The sequence below is a fragment of the Streptomyces sp. NPDC059564 genome, from assembly GCF_042735575.1.
Classification (GTDB): Bacteria; Actinomycetota; Actinomycetes; order Streptomycetales; family Streptomycetaceae; genus Streptomyces.
Genome location: NZ_JBHWBP010000177.1, coordinates 1 through 14815, shown reverse-complemented (window position 1 = coordinate 14815; position 14815 = coordinate 1). Strand labels below are relative to the sequence as shown.

The window sequence follows — 14815 nt, the reverse complement described above, 5'->3', positions numbered from 1 at the left end:
CCGCGGCACCACGTACGCGGCTCCGGTTCCCGGAGCCGCGTACGTCCGTTCCTACAGCCGGCTCAGCGACGCCGCGGCGAAGAGGACGTCGCGGATCGCCTCGCGGTCGCCGGTCTGGCCGACGGCCGCGTCCTGCGGGGAGATGTGCCCGGCGGCGAGCTGGCAGAACTCCAGGCCGTCCAGCGCGACCTCCGCCACCGTGTGCTCCCGCGAGGGCCGCGCCGCCGGGGAGTCCAGGGCGATGTCCCAGGTGCCGCCGCCCGCGCCCTCGATCTCCAGGTGCAGGGTCCGCCCCGGAGCGCCCGCCGCGACCAGGCCGTGCGGGGGCGCCGCCAGTCCCGAGCGGCGCCGGACCGCCAGCACCCCGGGCAGCAGCCGCGCCGCGAGGTCGATCATGCCGTGCAGGTGCGGCCCCGACGGCGGCCCGTACGGGTAGTCCACCGCCTCGGCGATGTCCCAGGCGTGCACCCAGCACTCGAAGGCCCGCTCCAGGAAGGCGTCGGCGAGCGGCAGCGCGAAGCCCCCGTAGTCCACGGCCAGTTCGGTGGCGCCGCGGCCCGCGAAGGAGACCGTGCGGACCAGGGTGTGGCCCTGCTCGCGCCAGGGTTCGCGGACGGCGCGGGTGCCGTCGTACGCCTCGGAGTCCCAGAAGTGCTCCGTACGCCCCTCCGGTCCCGCTCCCCGCGGTGCCAGCGGTCCCAGCGGGTCGTCCAGCCCGAGGGCGGTGGCGACCAGGCCGTCCACCGTGAGCAGGTGGCCGATCACCCCCGCCACCGTGGTCCGCCGGGTACGGCGGGCCTCCTCCTCGAACCACTTCAGCCGTACCGGGGTGTCCCATTCGGCCTCGCCGAAGTCCCGCAGCAGCGCGTCGAGCCGCGCGGTCTCGGTGTCGTACGGGCTCGCCCACACCGGCACCGGGATGCGGGCCGGGCGCTTGCCGAGGCAGTCCTCCAGCACCCGCGAGCGCAGCAGCGGCTTGAGGTCGAGGGTCTCCTCGGGGTGCAGGAGTCCCACGGCGTCCCGCAGCCGCAGCGCCTCCTCCGCGCAGGGCGCGCACTCGGTGAGGTGGTCCTCCACGGCCCGGGTCTCCTCGGTGGAGCAGGCGGCGAGCGCCCACGCCCCGAGCAGGGACTTCAGCACGCCGTGCGTCCGCGGCGGTTCGGGGTCCGGCAGCGCCGAAGGCACGGCCGAAGACACCGCCGGAGCCGCCTCCGCGGGATCCGCGGACTCCACGGGCAGCACCGGTGGCGCGTCGAGGTCGTCGCCGGCCGCCCGGGGGCCCGGTATCCGCGCGGCACTGTTCTTCCCCGCGCGCTCGTGGGCATCGTCCGGTGTGCCTTCGGAGGGGCCGGTCATCAAGTGGTTCCGTATCGGCGCGGGGCGGTGTCCTCCCGGGGGAGGACGTTGGCGGTCGACAGCAGTTGGAGGCCCAGGCGCAGCCGGCGCCGTGCCTCGTCCTCGCTGATCCGGAGGTCGGCGGCGGCCTGCCGGTAGTCGCGGCGCTTGAAGTAGGCCAGTTCCAGGGCGGCCCGCAGCGGCGCGGGCATGGAGGCGACGATGTAGTCGGCGCGGGCGGCCGCGTTGGCGCTGCGCACCTTCTGCTCCAGCTCCTCGCGCGAACCGCGGCCGAATTCGACCTGGCGCAGCCGGGCGACGGCCTGCCCCTGGGTGATCCGGGCGACCCAGGAGCGCATGGAGCCCTGCTTGGGGTCGTAGGCGTCGGGGTTCTCCCAGATGTAGCCGAAGACCTCGCGGGTGATCCGGTCGGCGGCCTTCTCGTCGCCGAGCACCCGGTGCGCCAGTCCGTGCACGAGCGACGCGAACCGGTCGTAGAGCTCCCCGAGGGCCGCGGCCTCACCGCGGGCGAGGCGCTGCTGCATGCGACGGTCCCAGCGTGGTGGAACGTCCCTCGCCATGCTGCCTCCAGTCGTGTGCCGACCCGTCAAATGTAGTGCGCACCTGACGGAACGCGCCTGTTTTGGGGAAAGCCCGGGCGGGAGGCGGGAGCCGCGTGCTAATGGCCGTACGGGGAACAGGTGTACGCGCCCCACCCTGCTCCCCGTGCGCGGGTTCGATGCGGCCACCTCCTTGACCGCTTCGCTTAACGCTCAGGCCACCGAGGCCGTACGCTCCTGCCTGTCTTGAACTGCACCTCAACTGCACCCCATCGCACATGTGAAGGCGGAACGCCGCATATGGACAGCGCAGAATACGAGCGCAAGATCGCCGCCCGATTCGCCACGTTCGACCAGGACGGGTCCGGATACATCGACCGTGAGGACTTCAGTACGGCGGCCAGGGCCGTGCTGGCCGAATTCGGGACCACCGCGCGGTCGGACAAGGGCCAGGCCGTCTTCAACGGAGCGGAGGCCTTCTGGCAGGGAATGGCCGGGATCGCCGACGTGGACGGGGACCAGCGGGTGTCCCGCGAGGAGTTCGTCACCGGGGCGGCGAAGCGCCTGCGGGACAGCCCGCAGCGGTTCGCCGAGATCGCCCGCCCGTTCCTGGCCGCGGTGATCGCGGTGGCGGACGAGGACGGCTCGGGCTCCGCGACCCCGGCGGCCGCGGCCCGCGTCCTGCGGGTCCTCGGCACCCCGGCGGAGCTGGCGGGCCCGGTCGCCGCGGGCCTGGACGCGGACGGCGACGGCCGCATCTCCGAGGACGAGATCCTGGCGGCCTTCGCGGGCTACTGCGGGGTGGAAGCGCCCGACGCGTAACGCCCGGCGCGGGGGCCCGGAACCGGGCCCCCGCAGCCGAAGGGGCTTACGCGAAGACGACCGTACGGGCGCCGTTGAGCAGCACGCGGTGCTCGCTGTGCCACTTCACCGCGCGGGCCAGCGCCTGGCACTCCACGTCGCGGCCGATGGCGACGAGCTGGTCGGGCGTGACCCCGTGGCCGACGCGCTCGACCTCCTGCTCGATGATCGGGCCCTCGTCGAGGTCGGCGGTCACGTAGTGCGCCGTGGCGCCGATGAGCTTCACACCGCGCGCGTGCGCCTGGTGGTAGGGCTTGGCGCCCTTGAAGCTCGGCAGGAAGGAGTGGTGGATGTTGATGATCCGCCCGCTCAGTTCCTTGCACAGGGTGTCGGACAGCACCTGCATGTAGCGGGCGAGCACGACGAGCTCGACGTTCTGCGTCCGGACGAGCTCCAGCAGCTCCGCCTCGGCGGCCGCCTTCGTGTCCTTGGTCACCGGGATGTGCACGAACGGCACGTCGTACGAGCCGACCAGCTCGGCGAAGTCGGTGTGGTTCGAGACCACCGCCGCGATCTCCACCGGCAGCGCGCCGATCCGCGAGCGGAACAGCAGGTCGTTCAGGCAGTGCCCGAACTTCGACACCATCAGCACGATCCGCATCCGCTCGTCGGAGCGGTGGATCTGCCAGTCCATCCGGAAGGAGTCGCCGATCGCGGCGAAGCTGGCGCGCAGCTTGTCCACGGTGACGGACGGCTCGGCCTCGAAGTGCACCCGCATGAAGAAGAGTCCGGTCTCCCGGTCTCCGAACTGCTGGCTGTCCACGATGTTGCAGCCGGTCATGAAGAGGTAACTCGACACGGCGTGCACGATGCCCTGCTTGTCGGGACAGGACACGGTAAGGACGTACTGCTGGGGCTGCGGGTCGCTCATGACGGCATAGCCTTTCACACCGCGCGGGTCAGCATCTTCAGCGCGTCGACGGAGCTGGGCCGCTCGTCCGGGTCCTCCCCGTCCGCCGTCGCCAGCCGTACGTGCGCCTCCCGGGCGGCCCGCACGGCCTCGGGCCAGGCGTGGTGCTCCAGGTACGCGGACACGGGCGCGTCCGGCCCGACCTGGTGCAGGATCCGCAGCACCCGCAGGACGGCGAGGTCGACGACGGCCGCCTCCTGGGCGTCCCGGAAGATCGTGCCGACGTACTTCTCGGCGGACCAGCTGTCGAGCCAGGTGTCCTCGACCAGCCGGTACACGGCGTCGGTGACGTCTCCGTACCCTTCGGCGCCGGCCAGCCAGATCTCCTCCTGGAACACCGGGTCGGAAAGCATGTGCAGCGCCGAGCGCACGTTGCTGCGCCAGCGCCACCACGGCATGTCGTTGAGGGGCATGCCGCCCATGGTGGAGGAGCGGCCGCCGCGGCGGGAAGAGTTCTTCGAACCTTGGGCGAATGTCACGCGTTCGATCGTACGTTCCCCCGAAATGCGATCTTGAAGCACCTGTGTGCGGACGGCCCCCCGTAATTCACCTGCGCGTCACCGAATGTTGTGTACACCTCACCATCGAGTTCCCCCTCGGGGTGAATGGTCGGTGGACATGACCAATTGCAGACGCGCCACCAGCTTGTCCCGTTTGCTCCTTGCTTCGGCGATGAGCGCGTGTCTCATCACCGCGTGCGGGGTGCTCCCCGGGGGTTCGGGGGGCTCCGGGGGCACCCTCACGGTCATGACCTTCGCGCCCATGGGCACGAAGGCCACCAACATGCCCGGCATGCCCGGCATGGCCAAGGCGTACGAACGCTGGGTGAACGCGAACGGCGGCATCCACGGCCGCAAGCTGCGCGTCCTGACCTGCAACGAGAAGAACACCCCGACCGGCGCCGCCGACTGCGCCCGCCAGGCCATCAACGAGAAGGCCGTCGCCGTCGTCGGCTCGTACAGCCAGCACGGGCGCGCCTTCATGGCCCCGCTGGAGGCCGAGGGCATCCCCTTCATAGGCGGCTACGGGGTCTCCGCCGAGGAGTTCCAGAGCACCCTGTCCTACCCGGTCAACGGCGGCCAGCCCGCCCTGCTGGCCGGGGCCGGACACCAGCTGGGCAAGGCCTGCTCCCAGGTGTCGCTGGTCCGCCCGGACACCCTCGCCGGTGACTCGATGCCGATCCTGCTGAACGCGGGGCTGAAGGCCAACAAGCTGGCCGACGCCTCCGACATCCGGGCCGCCGAGGACTCCGCGGACTTCACCCCGCAGGCCCGCGAGGCCCTGGCCGACGGCTCGGCGGGCACGGCGGGAGGCTCGGCGAGCGGTCAGGCCAAGGACCCGAAGGACGCCAAGGGGTCCGCGGCCGGCGCGGCCGCCAAGGAGGGCAGGCCCTGTGTGACGGCCGTCCTGGGCGAGCGCACCGAGACCTTCTTCGACGCCTTCCGCCGCCTCGACAACCAGCGCAGGAACCCGCAGATCGCCTCCGTCCTCGGCAGCGTCAGCCAGAGCCTGGTCGACCGCACCGGCGGCAAGGAGAGCCCCTTCGAGGGCGCGTTCGTCACCAGCTGGTACCCGGTGTCCACCGACCCGCTGTGGGCGCCGATGCGCAAGGTGATCACCGAGCAGGCCTTCGGCGACGACACCGTCGACCCCGACGACAGCGGCGCGCAGACCACCTGGATCGCGTACACGGTGCTGGACCAGCTCGTGCAGCGCTTCAAGGACGACGAGGAGATCACCGCCCGCAAGCTGACCCGGATGCTGAACCAGACCGAGAGCGTCAAGACCGCCGGCCTGACCCCGGACCTGAGCTGGCGCTACCAGGACATGCGCGCGGTGGCCGGCTTCCCGCGGCTGGTCAACGGCCGGGTCAGCTTCCAGGTCGTGCAGGCGGGCCGCATCGTCGACCAGCCGGGCGAACCGGCGCAGGACATGACCCCGACGCTGGAGCAGGCCCCGCGCTCGGCCTGATCACGACGGTGGCCGGGCCCGCGCCAGGGCCCGGCCGCCTACACGGTCACAGCTCCGACTTGTCGCGCTGCGGCAGGCCGTACTTGGTCGCGATCGAGTTCCACAGGGCGGCCGCCGATTCCTTGGCCTTGGTGGCCTCGCCGCTCGATTTGTTGCCGTCGGAGGCGTTGTCGGTGGACTTGGCCTTGCCGTCCTTGCAGACGCCCTTGTCGTGGGCCGCGTCGTCCGCCCAGTCCGCGTAGCTGTCGTCGGCGGCCGCCGAGGCCTTCCAGGCCTTGGTGAGCGCCGCCGAGAGCCGTGCGTGGTTCGGGAGCAGGTCCACCTTGAGCTCCTGGAGCCGGGTGACGAGCTCCTCGCGCTGGCGGGCCGCGTCGCGCAGGTCCTGGCCGGCCTGGCCGAGGTTCTTGCACTCCTTGATGTCGTCCACGGCCTTGATCACCGAGGCCCGGCTGTCGTTGCTGTCCGCGAGCAGCTTGTCCAGCTGGACGGCCTGCGGGCGGGCCGGGTCGACGGGGGCGTCGCCCGCCGCCGCCTTCTGGCCCGCCGAGCCGGTGGCGGCCGGGACCACCGCGCCCGGGTCGTTGTTCTGGGCCTTGCCGTCGCCGAGCAGCGCGCCCACGCCGAGTCCGGCCACGGCCAGACCGAAGACCCCGGCCGCGATGACCATGGGCGGCACCCGGCGCGGGGCCGGGCCGGGCGGGGGCGGCGGGGGCGCGTACTGCTGCTGGTGGTGCTGGGGCGGCTGCGGCGGCGGGGGCTGCTGGGACCGGCGCGGCGGGTACTGCTGCGGCGGCGCCGGGGGCGGCGTGCGGCGGGGACCCGGGTCCTGGACCGGCGGCAGGTGCTGGGTGTGCCCGGCGGCGTCACCGTCCTCGGCCCGGAACAGCATGTCGAAGCCCTCGGCCGCGGCGGCGGGCGACACGGGCCCCGCGGGCACGGGCGGGATGAACTGCGTCGCCGCCTCCCCCGGATGCGCCCCACCCGCCGGAACGGGCGGTATGTACTGCGTCGCGGCTTCACCGGGGTGGGCCCCCTGCGCCGGAACCGGCGCGATGTACTGGGTCGCCGCATCGCCGGGGTGGGCCCCCTGCCCGGGGACGGGCGCGATGTACTGCGTCGCCGCATCGCCCGGGTGCGCCCCCTGCGCCGGAACCGGCGCGATGTACTGCGTCGCCGCATCGCCGGGGTGGGCCCCCTGCCCGGGGACGGGCGCGATGTACTGGGTCGCGGCATCGCCAGGGTGGGCCCCCTGCGCCGGAACCGGCGCGATGTACTGGGTCGCCGCATCGCCGGGGTGGGTTCCCTGCGCCGGGACGGGCGGTATGTACTGGGTCGCGCCCTCGCCGGGATGCGCCCCCTGCCCCGGACCCGGCGCGGTGTACTGACCCGCTCCCCCGCCCGGCTGCGCGTCGGAGGCCGGGACCGGCGCGATGTACTGGGTGACCGCGTCCGGCAGCGGCGGGTAGCCGTAGCCGTGCGGGTCCCCCGGCCCCTCGAAGCCGGGACCGACGACGTGCCCCGCCGGCGGGTACCCGTACGCGGGCTGCCCGTACGAAGGCTGCGCGGCTGCGTACGGCTGCTGCTGCTCCTGCCCGTACGCGGCCTGCTGCTGCGGCTGCTGCCCGTACGCGTTCTCGTGCGGCGGCGGGTAGCCGTACCCCGGCCCGCCCCACGGCTCGCCCGCCGCCGGACCCGGCTGCACCGGGTACCCCGGATCCGGATCGGGCCGTACCGGACCGGGCCGGGCCGGATCCGGCTGTGCCGGTTCCGGCGCCCCGGGCCGGGGGACGCCCCCTTGTCCGCTCTGCGTCGTCACCGGTGCTCCTCTGCCTTCTCCGACTTCCCCTGAACCTGCGGAACCGTCGGGTCACGCTACCCGGTCACGCCGCGAACACGTCAGGCCACCTAAACCTCCAGCCGCGCCCCGAACTCCCGGACGGCCGCTTCCTCCCGGTACGGCTCCAGCCGCGTACGGAAATCCTCCAGGTACTCCGCACCGCGCCGCGACCGCAGCGTCCCCAGCAGTTCGGCGGCCTTCGTCGCCGTCTGGCAGGCCTGCTCCACCTCCCGCTGCTGCACCTGCGCCGCCGCCAGCAGCAGCAGCCCGATGGCCCGGCGCCGGGCCTTGGTCGCGGGCAGGCCGCGCAGGGCCTCCTCCGCGCGCCTGCCCGCCGCGTCGGCCTGGCCGAGGTCCCGGTGGCAGTGCGCCAGCTCGTCCGCGAGGTACGCCTGGTCGAAGTGGCGGATCCACACCGGGTCGTCGCCGGACTCCGGCTCCGCCCGCTCCAGCGCCGTCACCGCCCGCCCCGACAGCACCGCCGTGGCCCGGGCGTCGCCCAGCAGCGCGTGCCCGCGCGCCTCGGCGGCGTAGAACATCGCCTCCACCCTCGGGGTGACCTGCCCCCGGGTGCCCTCCTGGGCGGCCCGCGCCAGCTGCGCGATCTCGCGCGGGTTGCCCAGCTCGGCGGCGAGGTGGCTCATGGAGGCGGCCAGCACGTAGCCCCCGTACGCGCGGTCGCCCGCGGCCTGGGCCAGGCGCAGGGCCTGGATGTAGTAGCGCTGGGCCAGGCCGGGCTGGCCCGTGTCCACCGCCATGTACCCGGCGAGTTCCGTGAGCCGGGCCACGGCCGCGAACAGGGCCCGCCCGACCGGCTCCCGGTAGGAGCCGCCGATCAGCCCGGACACCACCGAGTTGAGGTAGTGCACGACGACGGGCCGTACGTGCCCGCTGCCGAAGCGGTGGTCGAGCTCGGTCAGCGCCTGCGTGGTGGCCCGTACGGCCTCCACGTCCGGCATCCCCACGCGCGCCCCGCCGTTGCGGGCCACCTGCGGGTCGGCGCCGGTGATCAGCCAGTCGCGGCTGGGTTCGACGAGCGCGGAGGCGGCCACGCTCGACCCGGACAGGAAGTCGCGGCGCCCCACGTCGCTGCGCCACAGCTCGCAGACCTGCTCGATGGCGCCGACGACGGTGGGGGAGAACTGCAGGCCGACGCCGGAGGCGAGGTTCTTGCCGTTGGCCATGCCGATCTCGTCGATGGTGACGGTCCGGCCGAGTTTGCGGCCGAGCGCCTCGGCGATGATCCCGGGTGCCCGGCCGCGCGGCTGCTGGCCGCGCAGCCAGCGGGCCACGGAGGTCTTGTCGTAGCGGAGATCGAGGCCGTGCTCGGCCCCGCACATGTTGACGCGCCGGGCGAGCCCGGCGTTGGAGCACCCGGCTTCCTGGATGAGCGCCTGCAGCCGTTCGTTCGGCTGACGGGCGACGAGAGGCCTGGCTGTCATGTGAAAACCCCCTGAAGCCACGGGAGAGCGTTGGAATGATCACTTCCCGCCTGATGTGCGGAGAATCTTCCCCTCTGCGTGGTGTCGCTACCCAGGGACCGCGCCCCGGCCTTCAATGCGCCCCCGTGCGTGCACCGGTGCGCCCCGCATGCAGGATCGATGCACCGCCCACCGGCTGGTTTACGCCCGTAACCCCCGGTGACCGCGGGAGTTGTGAAGGGCGTGGAAGAGACCATCGGAGTCACGGAGACCGCGCCCATCCCCAAACAGCGAGGGGAGCAGCTGCTCGACCATGCCGTGCGGTACGTGGAAGAACGTCACTGGGACGTCTTCGCCGGTACGTGGCTGGAGCCCGGCGACGGCCGCGAACTGTGCTCCTGCGGGGTGGCGGACTGCCCCGCACCCGGCGCGCATCCGGCGGTGAAGGACTGGGCGGCGCAGGCCTCGGGCAGCGCGGTCGGCGTGCGCAGGATCTGGGCGAAGCACCCCGGCGCGTCCATCCTGCTGCCGACGGGCCGCACCTTCGACGCGCTGGACGTGCCCGACGCCGCCGGGTTCCTGGCGCTGGCGCGGCTGGAGCGCATGCAGCGCACCCTCGGCCCGGTCACGCTCACCCCCGGTCACCGGATGCTGTTCTTCGTACTGCCGGGCGCCGGGGCGAAGGTCGCGGACCTGGTGCGCAAGCTGGGCTGGCTGCCGCACGCCATCGACCTGGTCGCGCGCGGCGAGGGCGAGTACGTGGCCGCGCCGCCCACCCGGTTCGGCGGCAAGGGGCCGGTGCAGTGGGCCCGTAAGCCCACTCCGGCGAACCGGTGGCTGCCGGACACGGAGGAGCTGATCGACGCCCTCGCGTACGCGTGCGGCAGCGAGGCGGCCGCGGCCCGGGCGCGGCGCCAGGGCTGACAGGCGCCAGGGCTGACAGGCGCCAGGGCTGACATTCGTGTCCGCAAGTTCATGACATACGTAACTGCCTCCGCCCCTCCCCCTCCTCCTATGGTGAGGAAAGTACGACCACGGGGATGAGAACGAGAGGCAGGCGCATGCCGGACCAGGGTTATGCGGCAGGCGGGACCGGCGGTACGGGCGGGACGGACGGTGCGCGACCCGCGCCGTCCACCGCCCCGGCCACCGCGGCGGTCCGCGTAGAGGGACTGTGGAAGCGGTTCGGCGAGCAGGTGGCCGTCGGGGGGATCGATCTGGAGCTGCCCGCGGGCCGGTTCATCGGACTCGTCGGCCCCAACGGCGCCGGCAAGACCACCACCCTGTCGATGATCACGGGCCTGCTGCGCCCGGACATGGGCCGGGTGATCGTCGCCGGGCACGACGTGTGGGCCGACACCGTCGAGGTGAAGAAGCGCATCGGCGTCCTGCCCGAGGGCCTGCGGATGTTCGAGCGGCTCTCCGGCCGCGAACTGCTCGGCTACATGGGCCGGCTGCGGGGGCTGCCGGGCGAGGAGACCGACAAGCGGGCGACGCAGCTGCTGGACGTGCTGGACCTCGCGGGCTCGCAGCACAAGCTGGTCGTCGACTATTCCACGGGCATGCGCAAGAAGATCGGCCTCGCGGCCGCGCTGCTGCACAACCCCGAAGTCCTCTTCCTGGACGAGCCCTTCGAGGGCGTCGACCCGGTGTCGGCGCAGACCATCCGCGGGGTGCTGGAACGTTACACCGCGTCCGGCGCCACCGTCGTGTTCTCCTCCCACGTGATGGAGCTCGTCGAATCGCTCTGCGACTGGGTGGCCGTGATGGCCGCCGGGCAGATCCGCGCCGCCGGCCCGCTGGCCGACGTACGGGGCTCCGCGCCCTCCCTGCAGAGCGCCTTCCTCGAACTCGTCGGCGCCCAGGACCGCGCCGCCGGGGACTCCCTCGACTGGCTCGGCGGCGCACGATGAGCGCGGCGGCCGGCACGGTGGCCACGGCGACCCCGGTCGGCGGCGGCGCCGAGGCCTCCCTCACCCCGCTGTTCGTCCGGCTGAAGCTGTCCCTGCTGCGCAACGGCCTCAAGGGCTCCTCGAAGCGCAAGGCCGCCTGGATCTCCAGCCTGCTCTTCGCGCTCGTCGTCGGCTTCTTCGTCACGCTCGGCCTGGCCATGCTGCACGGCCACACCCACGCCGGGACGGTCGTCGTGCTCCTCGCGGCACTCCTGGCCCTCGGCTGGGCCGTGATGCCGCTCTTCTTCCCCTCCGGGGACGAGACCCTCGACCCGAGCCGGCTCGTGATGCTGCCGCTGCGGCCGCGGCCGCTCGTGAGGGCCCTGCTGGCCTCCTCGCTCGTCGGCATCGGACCGCTGTTCACGCTCTGCCTGGCCGTCGGCTCGGTGGTGGCGGTGGCGCGCGGCGCGGCCGGCGTGGTGGCGGCCGTGGCCGCCGTACCGCTGCTGCTGCTGGGCTGCGTGGCACTGGCCCGCGCCGTGGCCACCGCGAACGTGCGGCTGCTGTCCAGCCGCAAGGGGCGCGACCTCGCGCTGCTGAGCGGGCTGCTGATCGCGATCGGCGCCCAGGTGGTCAACTTCGGCAGCCAGCGCCTGTTCCAGGACGGCGGCCTGGCCCAGCTGGAGCCGGTCGAGGCCGTGGTGCGGTGGCTGCCGCCCGCGACCGCCGTCGGCATGGTCGACTCGGCCGGCCGGGGCGCGTACGGGGAGGCGGCCGCCCAACTGGCCCTCACCCTGGGCGCGCTGGCGGGGCTGCTGTGGTTCTGGGAGCGGAGCCTGACCAAGCTGATGGTCACCCCGGACGGCTCGACCATCGCGGCCGCGGCGCCGCGCAAGGAGCGCGACGGCGCGGGCGGCGTCTGGTCCCTCCTGCCGGACGGGCGCACGGGCGCGGTCATGCAGCGCACCCTGCGCTACGCGGTCCGCGACCCGAAGACGAAGGCCGCGTGGGTGTCCGCGCTGGCGATCGGCATGATCGTGCCCGTCTTCAACGCCCTCCAGGGCACCGGCTCGGTCTACCTGGCCTGCTTCGGCTCGGGGATGCTCGGCGTCCAGATGTACAACCAGTTCGGGCAGGACACCTCCGCCTTCTGGATGGTCGCCCAGACCATCTCGGGCCCGCGCGACGCGTACGAGGAGCTGCGCGCCCGCGCCGCCGCGCTGGCCCTGGTCACCGTCCCGTACGCGGTGCTGGTCACCGCCGTCACCGCCGCCCTGCTCGGCAACTGGGCCGGCTTCCCCGCGGCCCTGGGCGTGTCCCTGGCCGTGGTGGGCGCGATGCTGTGCACGGGCGCGCTGGCGTCGGCGCACTTCCCGTACTCCATCCCGACGGAGGGTGCCTTCAAGAACGTCGCCCCGGGGCAGGGCGGTCTCGCCTGGATGGGCATCTTCGGCGGCATGTTCGCCTCGGCGGTGATCTGCTCGCCGGTGATCGCCCTGGTGATCTGGCTCAACGTGGCGGACGACCTCCACGGCCTGCGCTGGCTCGTCCTCCCGGCGGGCATCGCCTGGGGCGCCCTGGCCACGTGGGCGGGCCTGCGCCTGGCGGCCCCGGCGGTCTCCCGCAAACTCCCGGAAATCCTCACGGCGGTCAGCAAGGGCTGACCCCTCCCCACCCACACCCGCAGGGGGTGGCAGGCTCCGGCCCGCCACCCCCTGCGGCGTTCCCGGCGCCGCCCGCCTGGCCGGATGTAGGCACTGGCGAACCACGACATTTGCCACTCCAGCCCCACCCTGCAAAAGTGCGTTCGATTCGCAGGAGTTCGGGGGGAGTTCGGGTGGGGTTCGAAGAGGAGTGGGGCGAGCTGCGCACCGGGGCGGCCGATCCGGTGGCCGAGGCGCGCCGGGCGGCGTGGGAGCGGCTGTCGGAGTTCCGCGACCAGGTGGTGCTGGTGCCGTTCGACGAACGCGGCGGGCTGTGGACGGCCGGACTCGGAGGGCTGGACTGGATCTGCGCGTTCTCGGACGAGGAGGCGCTGTCCCGGTTCGCGCTGGCGCGGGGTGAGGCGGAGCGCGACTGGGCCTTCCGGCGCGTGCGCGGTGCGCGGCTGCTGGACGAGGTGGTGCCGGCGCTGGACTTCCCGTGCGGGGTGGCGCTGAATCCGGCGGGCCCGGACGGAACGGTGTTCCCGCCGGTGCGGGGCATCGTGCCGGACGCCGTCGCGGTCGACGGCCAGGTGGCGGCATGAGCGGGGAACGGCCGGGCGACCTCGACGTCTCCAAGCCCGCGTTGGCACAGATCGCGCGGGGGATCACGGACAGCCTGGCGGAGCTGAAGGAGCTCGGCTCCATCGGGCTGGCGAGTCTGGGCGACGGTTTCTCGGAGTTGAAGCTGTCCGGCATGCAGACCGGCGATGCCGGGCTGACCTCCGATCTGGACGCGTTCTGCGAGCGCTGGGGCTGGGGCGTGCGCTCACTGGTCCAGCAAGGGAACCTGTTCGCGGCCCACGTGGGCCTGTCGGCCGGAATGGTCTACGAGCAGGACCAGTACGTCCAGGGCGGATTCAAGGTCCTGTCCAACGCCGTCGTCGGGGGCAACCCGTACGCGACCGAACAGGACGTCATCGACAAGGGCTGGGGAGAGGTCCTGTCCGACAACCCGTACACGAACCTGCGCGACCCCGACTACAGCCCGGAATCCGTCATCAAGGCCAAGGAGAACAGCGACCGGGCCTGGAAGCAGACCTGGGAGGACATCGCTCCGAGCCGGGAACCCGCGGCCTCGAAGGCGGCGGAGGCGTACCGCGAGCGGATGAAGGACGAGGAGCGGTGACGGACTGGGGGAAGCTCGCCGACACGGGCCTCGCAAAGCTGGAGGACACCTGGGACGCGGCGAAGAAGAAGGTCGGCGAGGAGGTCGACAAGGCCAGCGACGAACTCGGCGGCTACCTCGACCGCGTGGGCGCACACCGGCTGGCCGACCAGGTCGAGGACGTGGGCGACGGCATCGCCTCCGATCTCGGCGCGTCCGTACGCGAACAGCGCCTCGGGGAGACCGAGCAGACCAACGAGCTGGTCCACGGCTCGCCTGCGGCCATCCGCGCGACGGCGGCCCACATGAAGGACTTCCACACGGCCTTCGACCGCGTCGGGCAGGGCATGAAGGCGCTGGACTCCGGCCACTGGAAGGGCGCGGCGGCCGACGCCTTCCGGGAGAAGTTCGCGGTGCAGCCCACCGGCTGGCTGCAAGCCGCCGACGCCTGCCGGGCGGCGGGCGGAGCGCTGGAGCGCTACGCGGAGACGGTGGAGTGGGCGCAGCAGCAGGCGGGACAGGCCATCGTGCTCCACAAGCAGGCGGTCAAGGCCCACAAGGACGCCGCGGACACCTACACCCGGCAGGCCGACGCCTACCGGACCACCGCCCTGGCCGGGAAGAACCCGGGCCCGGTGCCCGTCCAGCCCGTGGACGTGGGAGCCGCCGAGGCCAGGCGGGCCCAGGAGATCCTGGACGAGGCCCGGCGCCAGCGCGGCGACGCCGCGGCCGCGGCCGGCCGCGCCCTGAGGGCCGCGCTGGAACACGCCCCGGCCGCACCCTCGGCACGCGCCCAGGCCATGGCCATGGCCACCGATCAGGCGGCAAGCCAGGCCCTCGAGCTGAACCACGTCATCGGCGGGGCCGTCAAGGGCACCGCAGGGATGATCAACTTCGCGCGCGGGCTCAGCCCCTTCGACTCGTACAGCGTCACCCACCCCGCCGAGTACCTCCAGAACCTCCACATGACCCTCGCCGGGCTGGTCTCCACCCCGGCCCACCCCGAACGCGTCGTCAGCGCCCTCGTCGACCCCTTCCGCGACGACGCGTACGAGGGCGTCGGCCGTCTCCTCCCCGAGCTCATCGGCGCCAAGGGAGGCGGCGGCGCCGCCCCGGGGGGGGGGGGGGGCCCCCCCCAGGCGGGGGGGAGCGGGGGGGGCCAGGGCCCCGCCGCGCCGGGGGCGGGGGGGTTTAAAAAAAAACAGCCCCCCCAGCAC

General features: G+C 73.2%; 14 protein-coding genes. 8 read left to right on the top strand and 6 right to left on the bottom strand.

Annotated elements, in window-relative coordinates:
* Nucleotides 1–51: 51 nt before the first annotated feature.
* Both ACFV0Q_RS25725 and ACFV0Q_RS25720 read right to left on the bottom strand, forming a co-directional pair.
* Entirely contained in the window at nucleotides 52–1356 is a 1305-nt protein-coding gene (locus tag ACFV0Q_RS25725; RefSeq protein WP_385008725.1) for a maleylpyruvate isomerase N-terminal domain-containing protein, read from the bottom strand.
* Nucleotides 1356–1916 carry a sigma factor gene (locus ACFV0Q_RS25720; RefSeq protein WP_385008724.1) on the bottom strand — a complete coding sequence of 187 codons (561 nt, stop codon included), beginning with the start codon at nucleotides 1914–1916 and terminating at the stop codon, nucleotides 1356–1358. The genes ACFV0Q_RS25725 and ACFV0Q_RS25720 overlap by 1 nt, the downstream gene beginning before the upstream one ends.
* Before the next feature lie 279 nt (nucleotides 1917–2195).
* Here ACFV0Q_RS25720 and ACFV0Q_RS25715 point away from each other — a divergent pair, with 279 nt between their 5' ends.
* Nucleotides 2196–2717: an EF-hand domain-containing protein gene (locus tag ACFV0Q_RS25715; RefSeq protein ID WP_385008723.1), complete on the top strand. Its 522-nt coding sequence runs from the start codon at nucleotides 2196–2198 to the stop codon at nucleotides 2715–2717.
* A 46-nt stretch (nucleotides 2718–2763) separates the two neighbouring features.
* Here ACFV0Q_RS25715 and purU read toward each other — a convergent pair whose 3' ends face one another.
* Together purU and ACFV0Q_RS25705 are read right to left on the bottom strand one after the other, a co-directional pair.
* Nucleotides 2764–3627, bottom strand: coding sequence for a formyltetrahydrofolate deformylase (gene purU / locus ACFV0Q_RS25710; RefSeq protein ID WP_385008722.1), 864 nt, complete (start codon nucleotides 3625–3627; stop codon nucleotides 2764–2766).
* Between the two features lie 14 nt (nucleotides 3628–3641).
* The gene (locus tag ACFV0Q_RS25705) at nucleotides 3642–4088 is read right to left on the bottom strand and encodes a hypothetical protein (RefSeq protein WP_385008726.1); all 447 of its coding nucleotides are present in this window, start codon (nucleotides 4086–4088) and stop codon (nucleotides 3642–3644) included.
* A 196-nt stretch (nucleotides 4089–4284) separates the two neighbouring features.
* Here ACFV0Q_RS25705 and ACFV0Q_RS25700 point away from each other — a divergent pair, with 196 nt between their 5' ends.
* Entirely contained in the window at nucleotides 4285–5637 is a 1353-nt protein-coding gene (locus tag ACFV0Q_RS25700; protein ID WP_385008721.1) for an ABC transporter substrate-binding protein, read from the top strand.
* A gap of 46 nt (nucleotides 5638–5683) precedes the next feature.
* Here the strand turns inward: ACFV0Q_RS25700 and ACFV0Q_RS25695 are convergent, their stop codons facing one another.
* Both ACFV0Q_RS25695 and ACFV0Q_RS25690 read right to left on the bottom strand, forming a co-directional pair.
* Nucleotides 5684–7453, bottom strand: coding sequence for a hypothetical protein (locus ACFV0Q_RS25695; RefSeq protein WP_385008720.1), 1770 nt, complete (start codon nucleotides 7451–7453; stop codon nucleotides 5684–5686).
* A gap of 89 nt (nucleotides 7454–7542) precedes the next feature.
* Entirely contained in the window at nucleotides 7543–8916 is a 1374-nt protein-coding gene (locus ACFV0Q_RS25690) for a transcriptional regulator (RefSeq protein WP_385008719.1), read from the bottom strand.
* Between the two features lie 222 nt (nucleotides 8917–9138).
* Between ACFV0Q_RS25690 and ACFV0Q_RS25685 the strand changes: the two genes are divergently transcribed.
* The 6 genes from ACFV0Q_RS25685 to ACFV0Q_RS25660 form a co-directional block, all read left to right on the top strand.
* Nucleotides 9139–9819, top strand: a complete 681-nt coding sequence (locus tag ACFV0Q_RS25685) for a bifunctional DNA primase/polymerase (RefSeq protein ID WP_385008718.1) — start codon at nucleotides 9139–9141, stop codon at nucleotides 9817–9819.
* Between the two features lie 137 nt (nucleotides 9820–9956).
* Nucleotides 9957–10808: an ABC transporter ATP-binding protein gene (locus ACFV0Q_RS25680; RefSeq protein WP_385008717.1), complete on the top strand. Its 852-nt coding sequence runs from the start codon at nucleotides 9957–9959 to the stop codon at nucleotides 10806–10808.
* The gene (locus ACFV0Q_RS25675) at nucleotides 10805–12451 is read left to right on the top strand and encodes a transporter (protein WP_385008716.1); all 1647 of its coding nucleotides are present in this window, start codon (nucleotides 10805–10807) and stop codon (nucleotides 12449–12451) included. The genes ACFV0Q_RS25680 and ACFV0Q_RS25675 overlap by 4 nt, the downstream gene beginning before the upstream one ends.
* A 173-nt stretch (nucleotides 12452–12624) precedes the next feature.
* Complete coding sequence (locus tag ACFV0Q_RS25670; protein ID WP_385008715.1) at nucleotides 12625–13035, top strand: SseB family protein; 411 nt, start codon at nucleotides 12625–12627, stop codon at nucleotides 13033–13035.
* Complete coding sequence (locus tag ACFV0Q_RS25665) at nucleotides 13032–13619, top strand: hypothetical protein (protein WP_385008714.1); 588 nt, start codon at nucleotides 13032–13034, stop codon at nucleotides 13617–13619. Before ACFV0Q_RS25670 ends, ACFV0Q_RS25665 begins: the two co-directional genes overlap by 4 nt.
* Nucleotides 13616–14815 (top strand): WXG100 family type VII secretion target (locus ACFV0Q_RS25660; RefSeq protein WP_385008713.1); only part of this gene is annotated, 1200 nt, incomplete at its 3' end. The genes ACFV0Q_RS25665 and ACFV0Q_RS25660, both read left to right, overlap by 4 nt.

Excerpts from the sequence above, each read along its gene's own strand:
- purU (WP_385008722.1), bottom strand. The coding sequence starts at position 3,627 with ATGAGCGACCCGCAGCCCCAGCAGTACGTCCTTACCGTGTCCTGTCCC.
- ACFV0Q_RS25720 (WP_385008724.1), bottom strand. The coding sequence starts at position 1,916 with ATGGCGAGGGACGTTCCACCACGCTGGGACCGTCGCATGCAGCAGCGC.
- ACFV0Q_RS25705 (WP_385008726.1), bottom strand. The coding sequence starts at position 4,088 with ATGGGCGGCATGCCCCTCAACGACATGCCGTGGTGGCGCTGGCGCAGC.
- ACFV0Q_RS25680 (WP_385008717.1), top strand. The coding sequence starts at position 9,957 with ATGCCGGACCAGGGTTATGCGGCAGGCGGGACCGGCGGTACGGGCGGG.
- ACFV0Q_RS25725 (WP_385008725.1), bottom strand. The coding sequence starts at position 1,356 with ATGACCGGCCCCTCCGAAGGCACACCGGACGATGCCCACGAGCGCGCG.
- ACFV0Q_RS25700 (WP_385008721.1), top strand. The coding sequence starts at position 4,285 with ATGACCAATTGCAGACGCGCCACCAGCTTGTCCCGTTTGCTCCTTGCT.
- ACFV0Q_RS25715 (WP_385008723.1), top strand. The coding sequence starts at position 2,196 with ATGGACAGCGCAGAATACGAGCGCAAGATCGCCGCCCGATTCGCCACG.
- ACFV0Q_RS25665 (WP_385008714.1), top strand. The coding sequence starts at position 13,032 with ATGAGCGGGGAACGGCCGGGCGACCTCGACGTCTCCAAGCCCGCGTTG.
- ACFV0Q_RS25690 (WP_385008719.1), bottom strand. The coding sequence starts at position 8,916 with ATGACAGCCAGGCCTCTCGTCGCCCGTCAGCCGAACGAACGGCTGCAG.
- ACFV0Q_RS25675 (WP_385008716.1), top strand. The coding sequence starts at position 10,805 with ATGAGCGCGGCGGCCGGCACGGTGGCCACGGCGACCCCGGTCGGCGGC.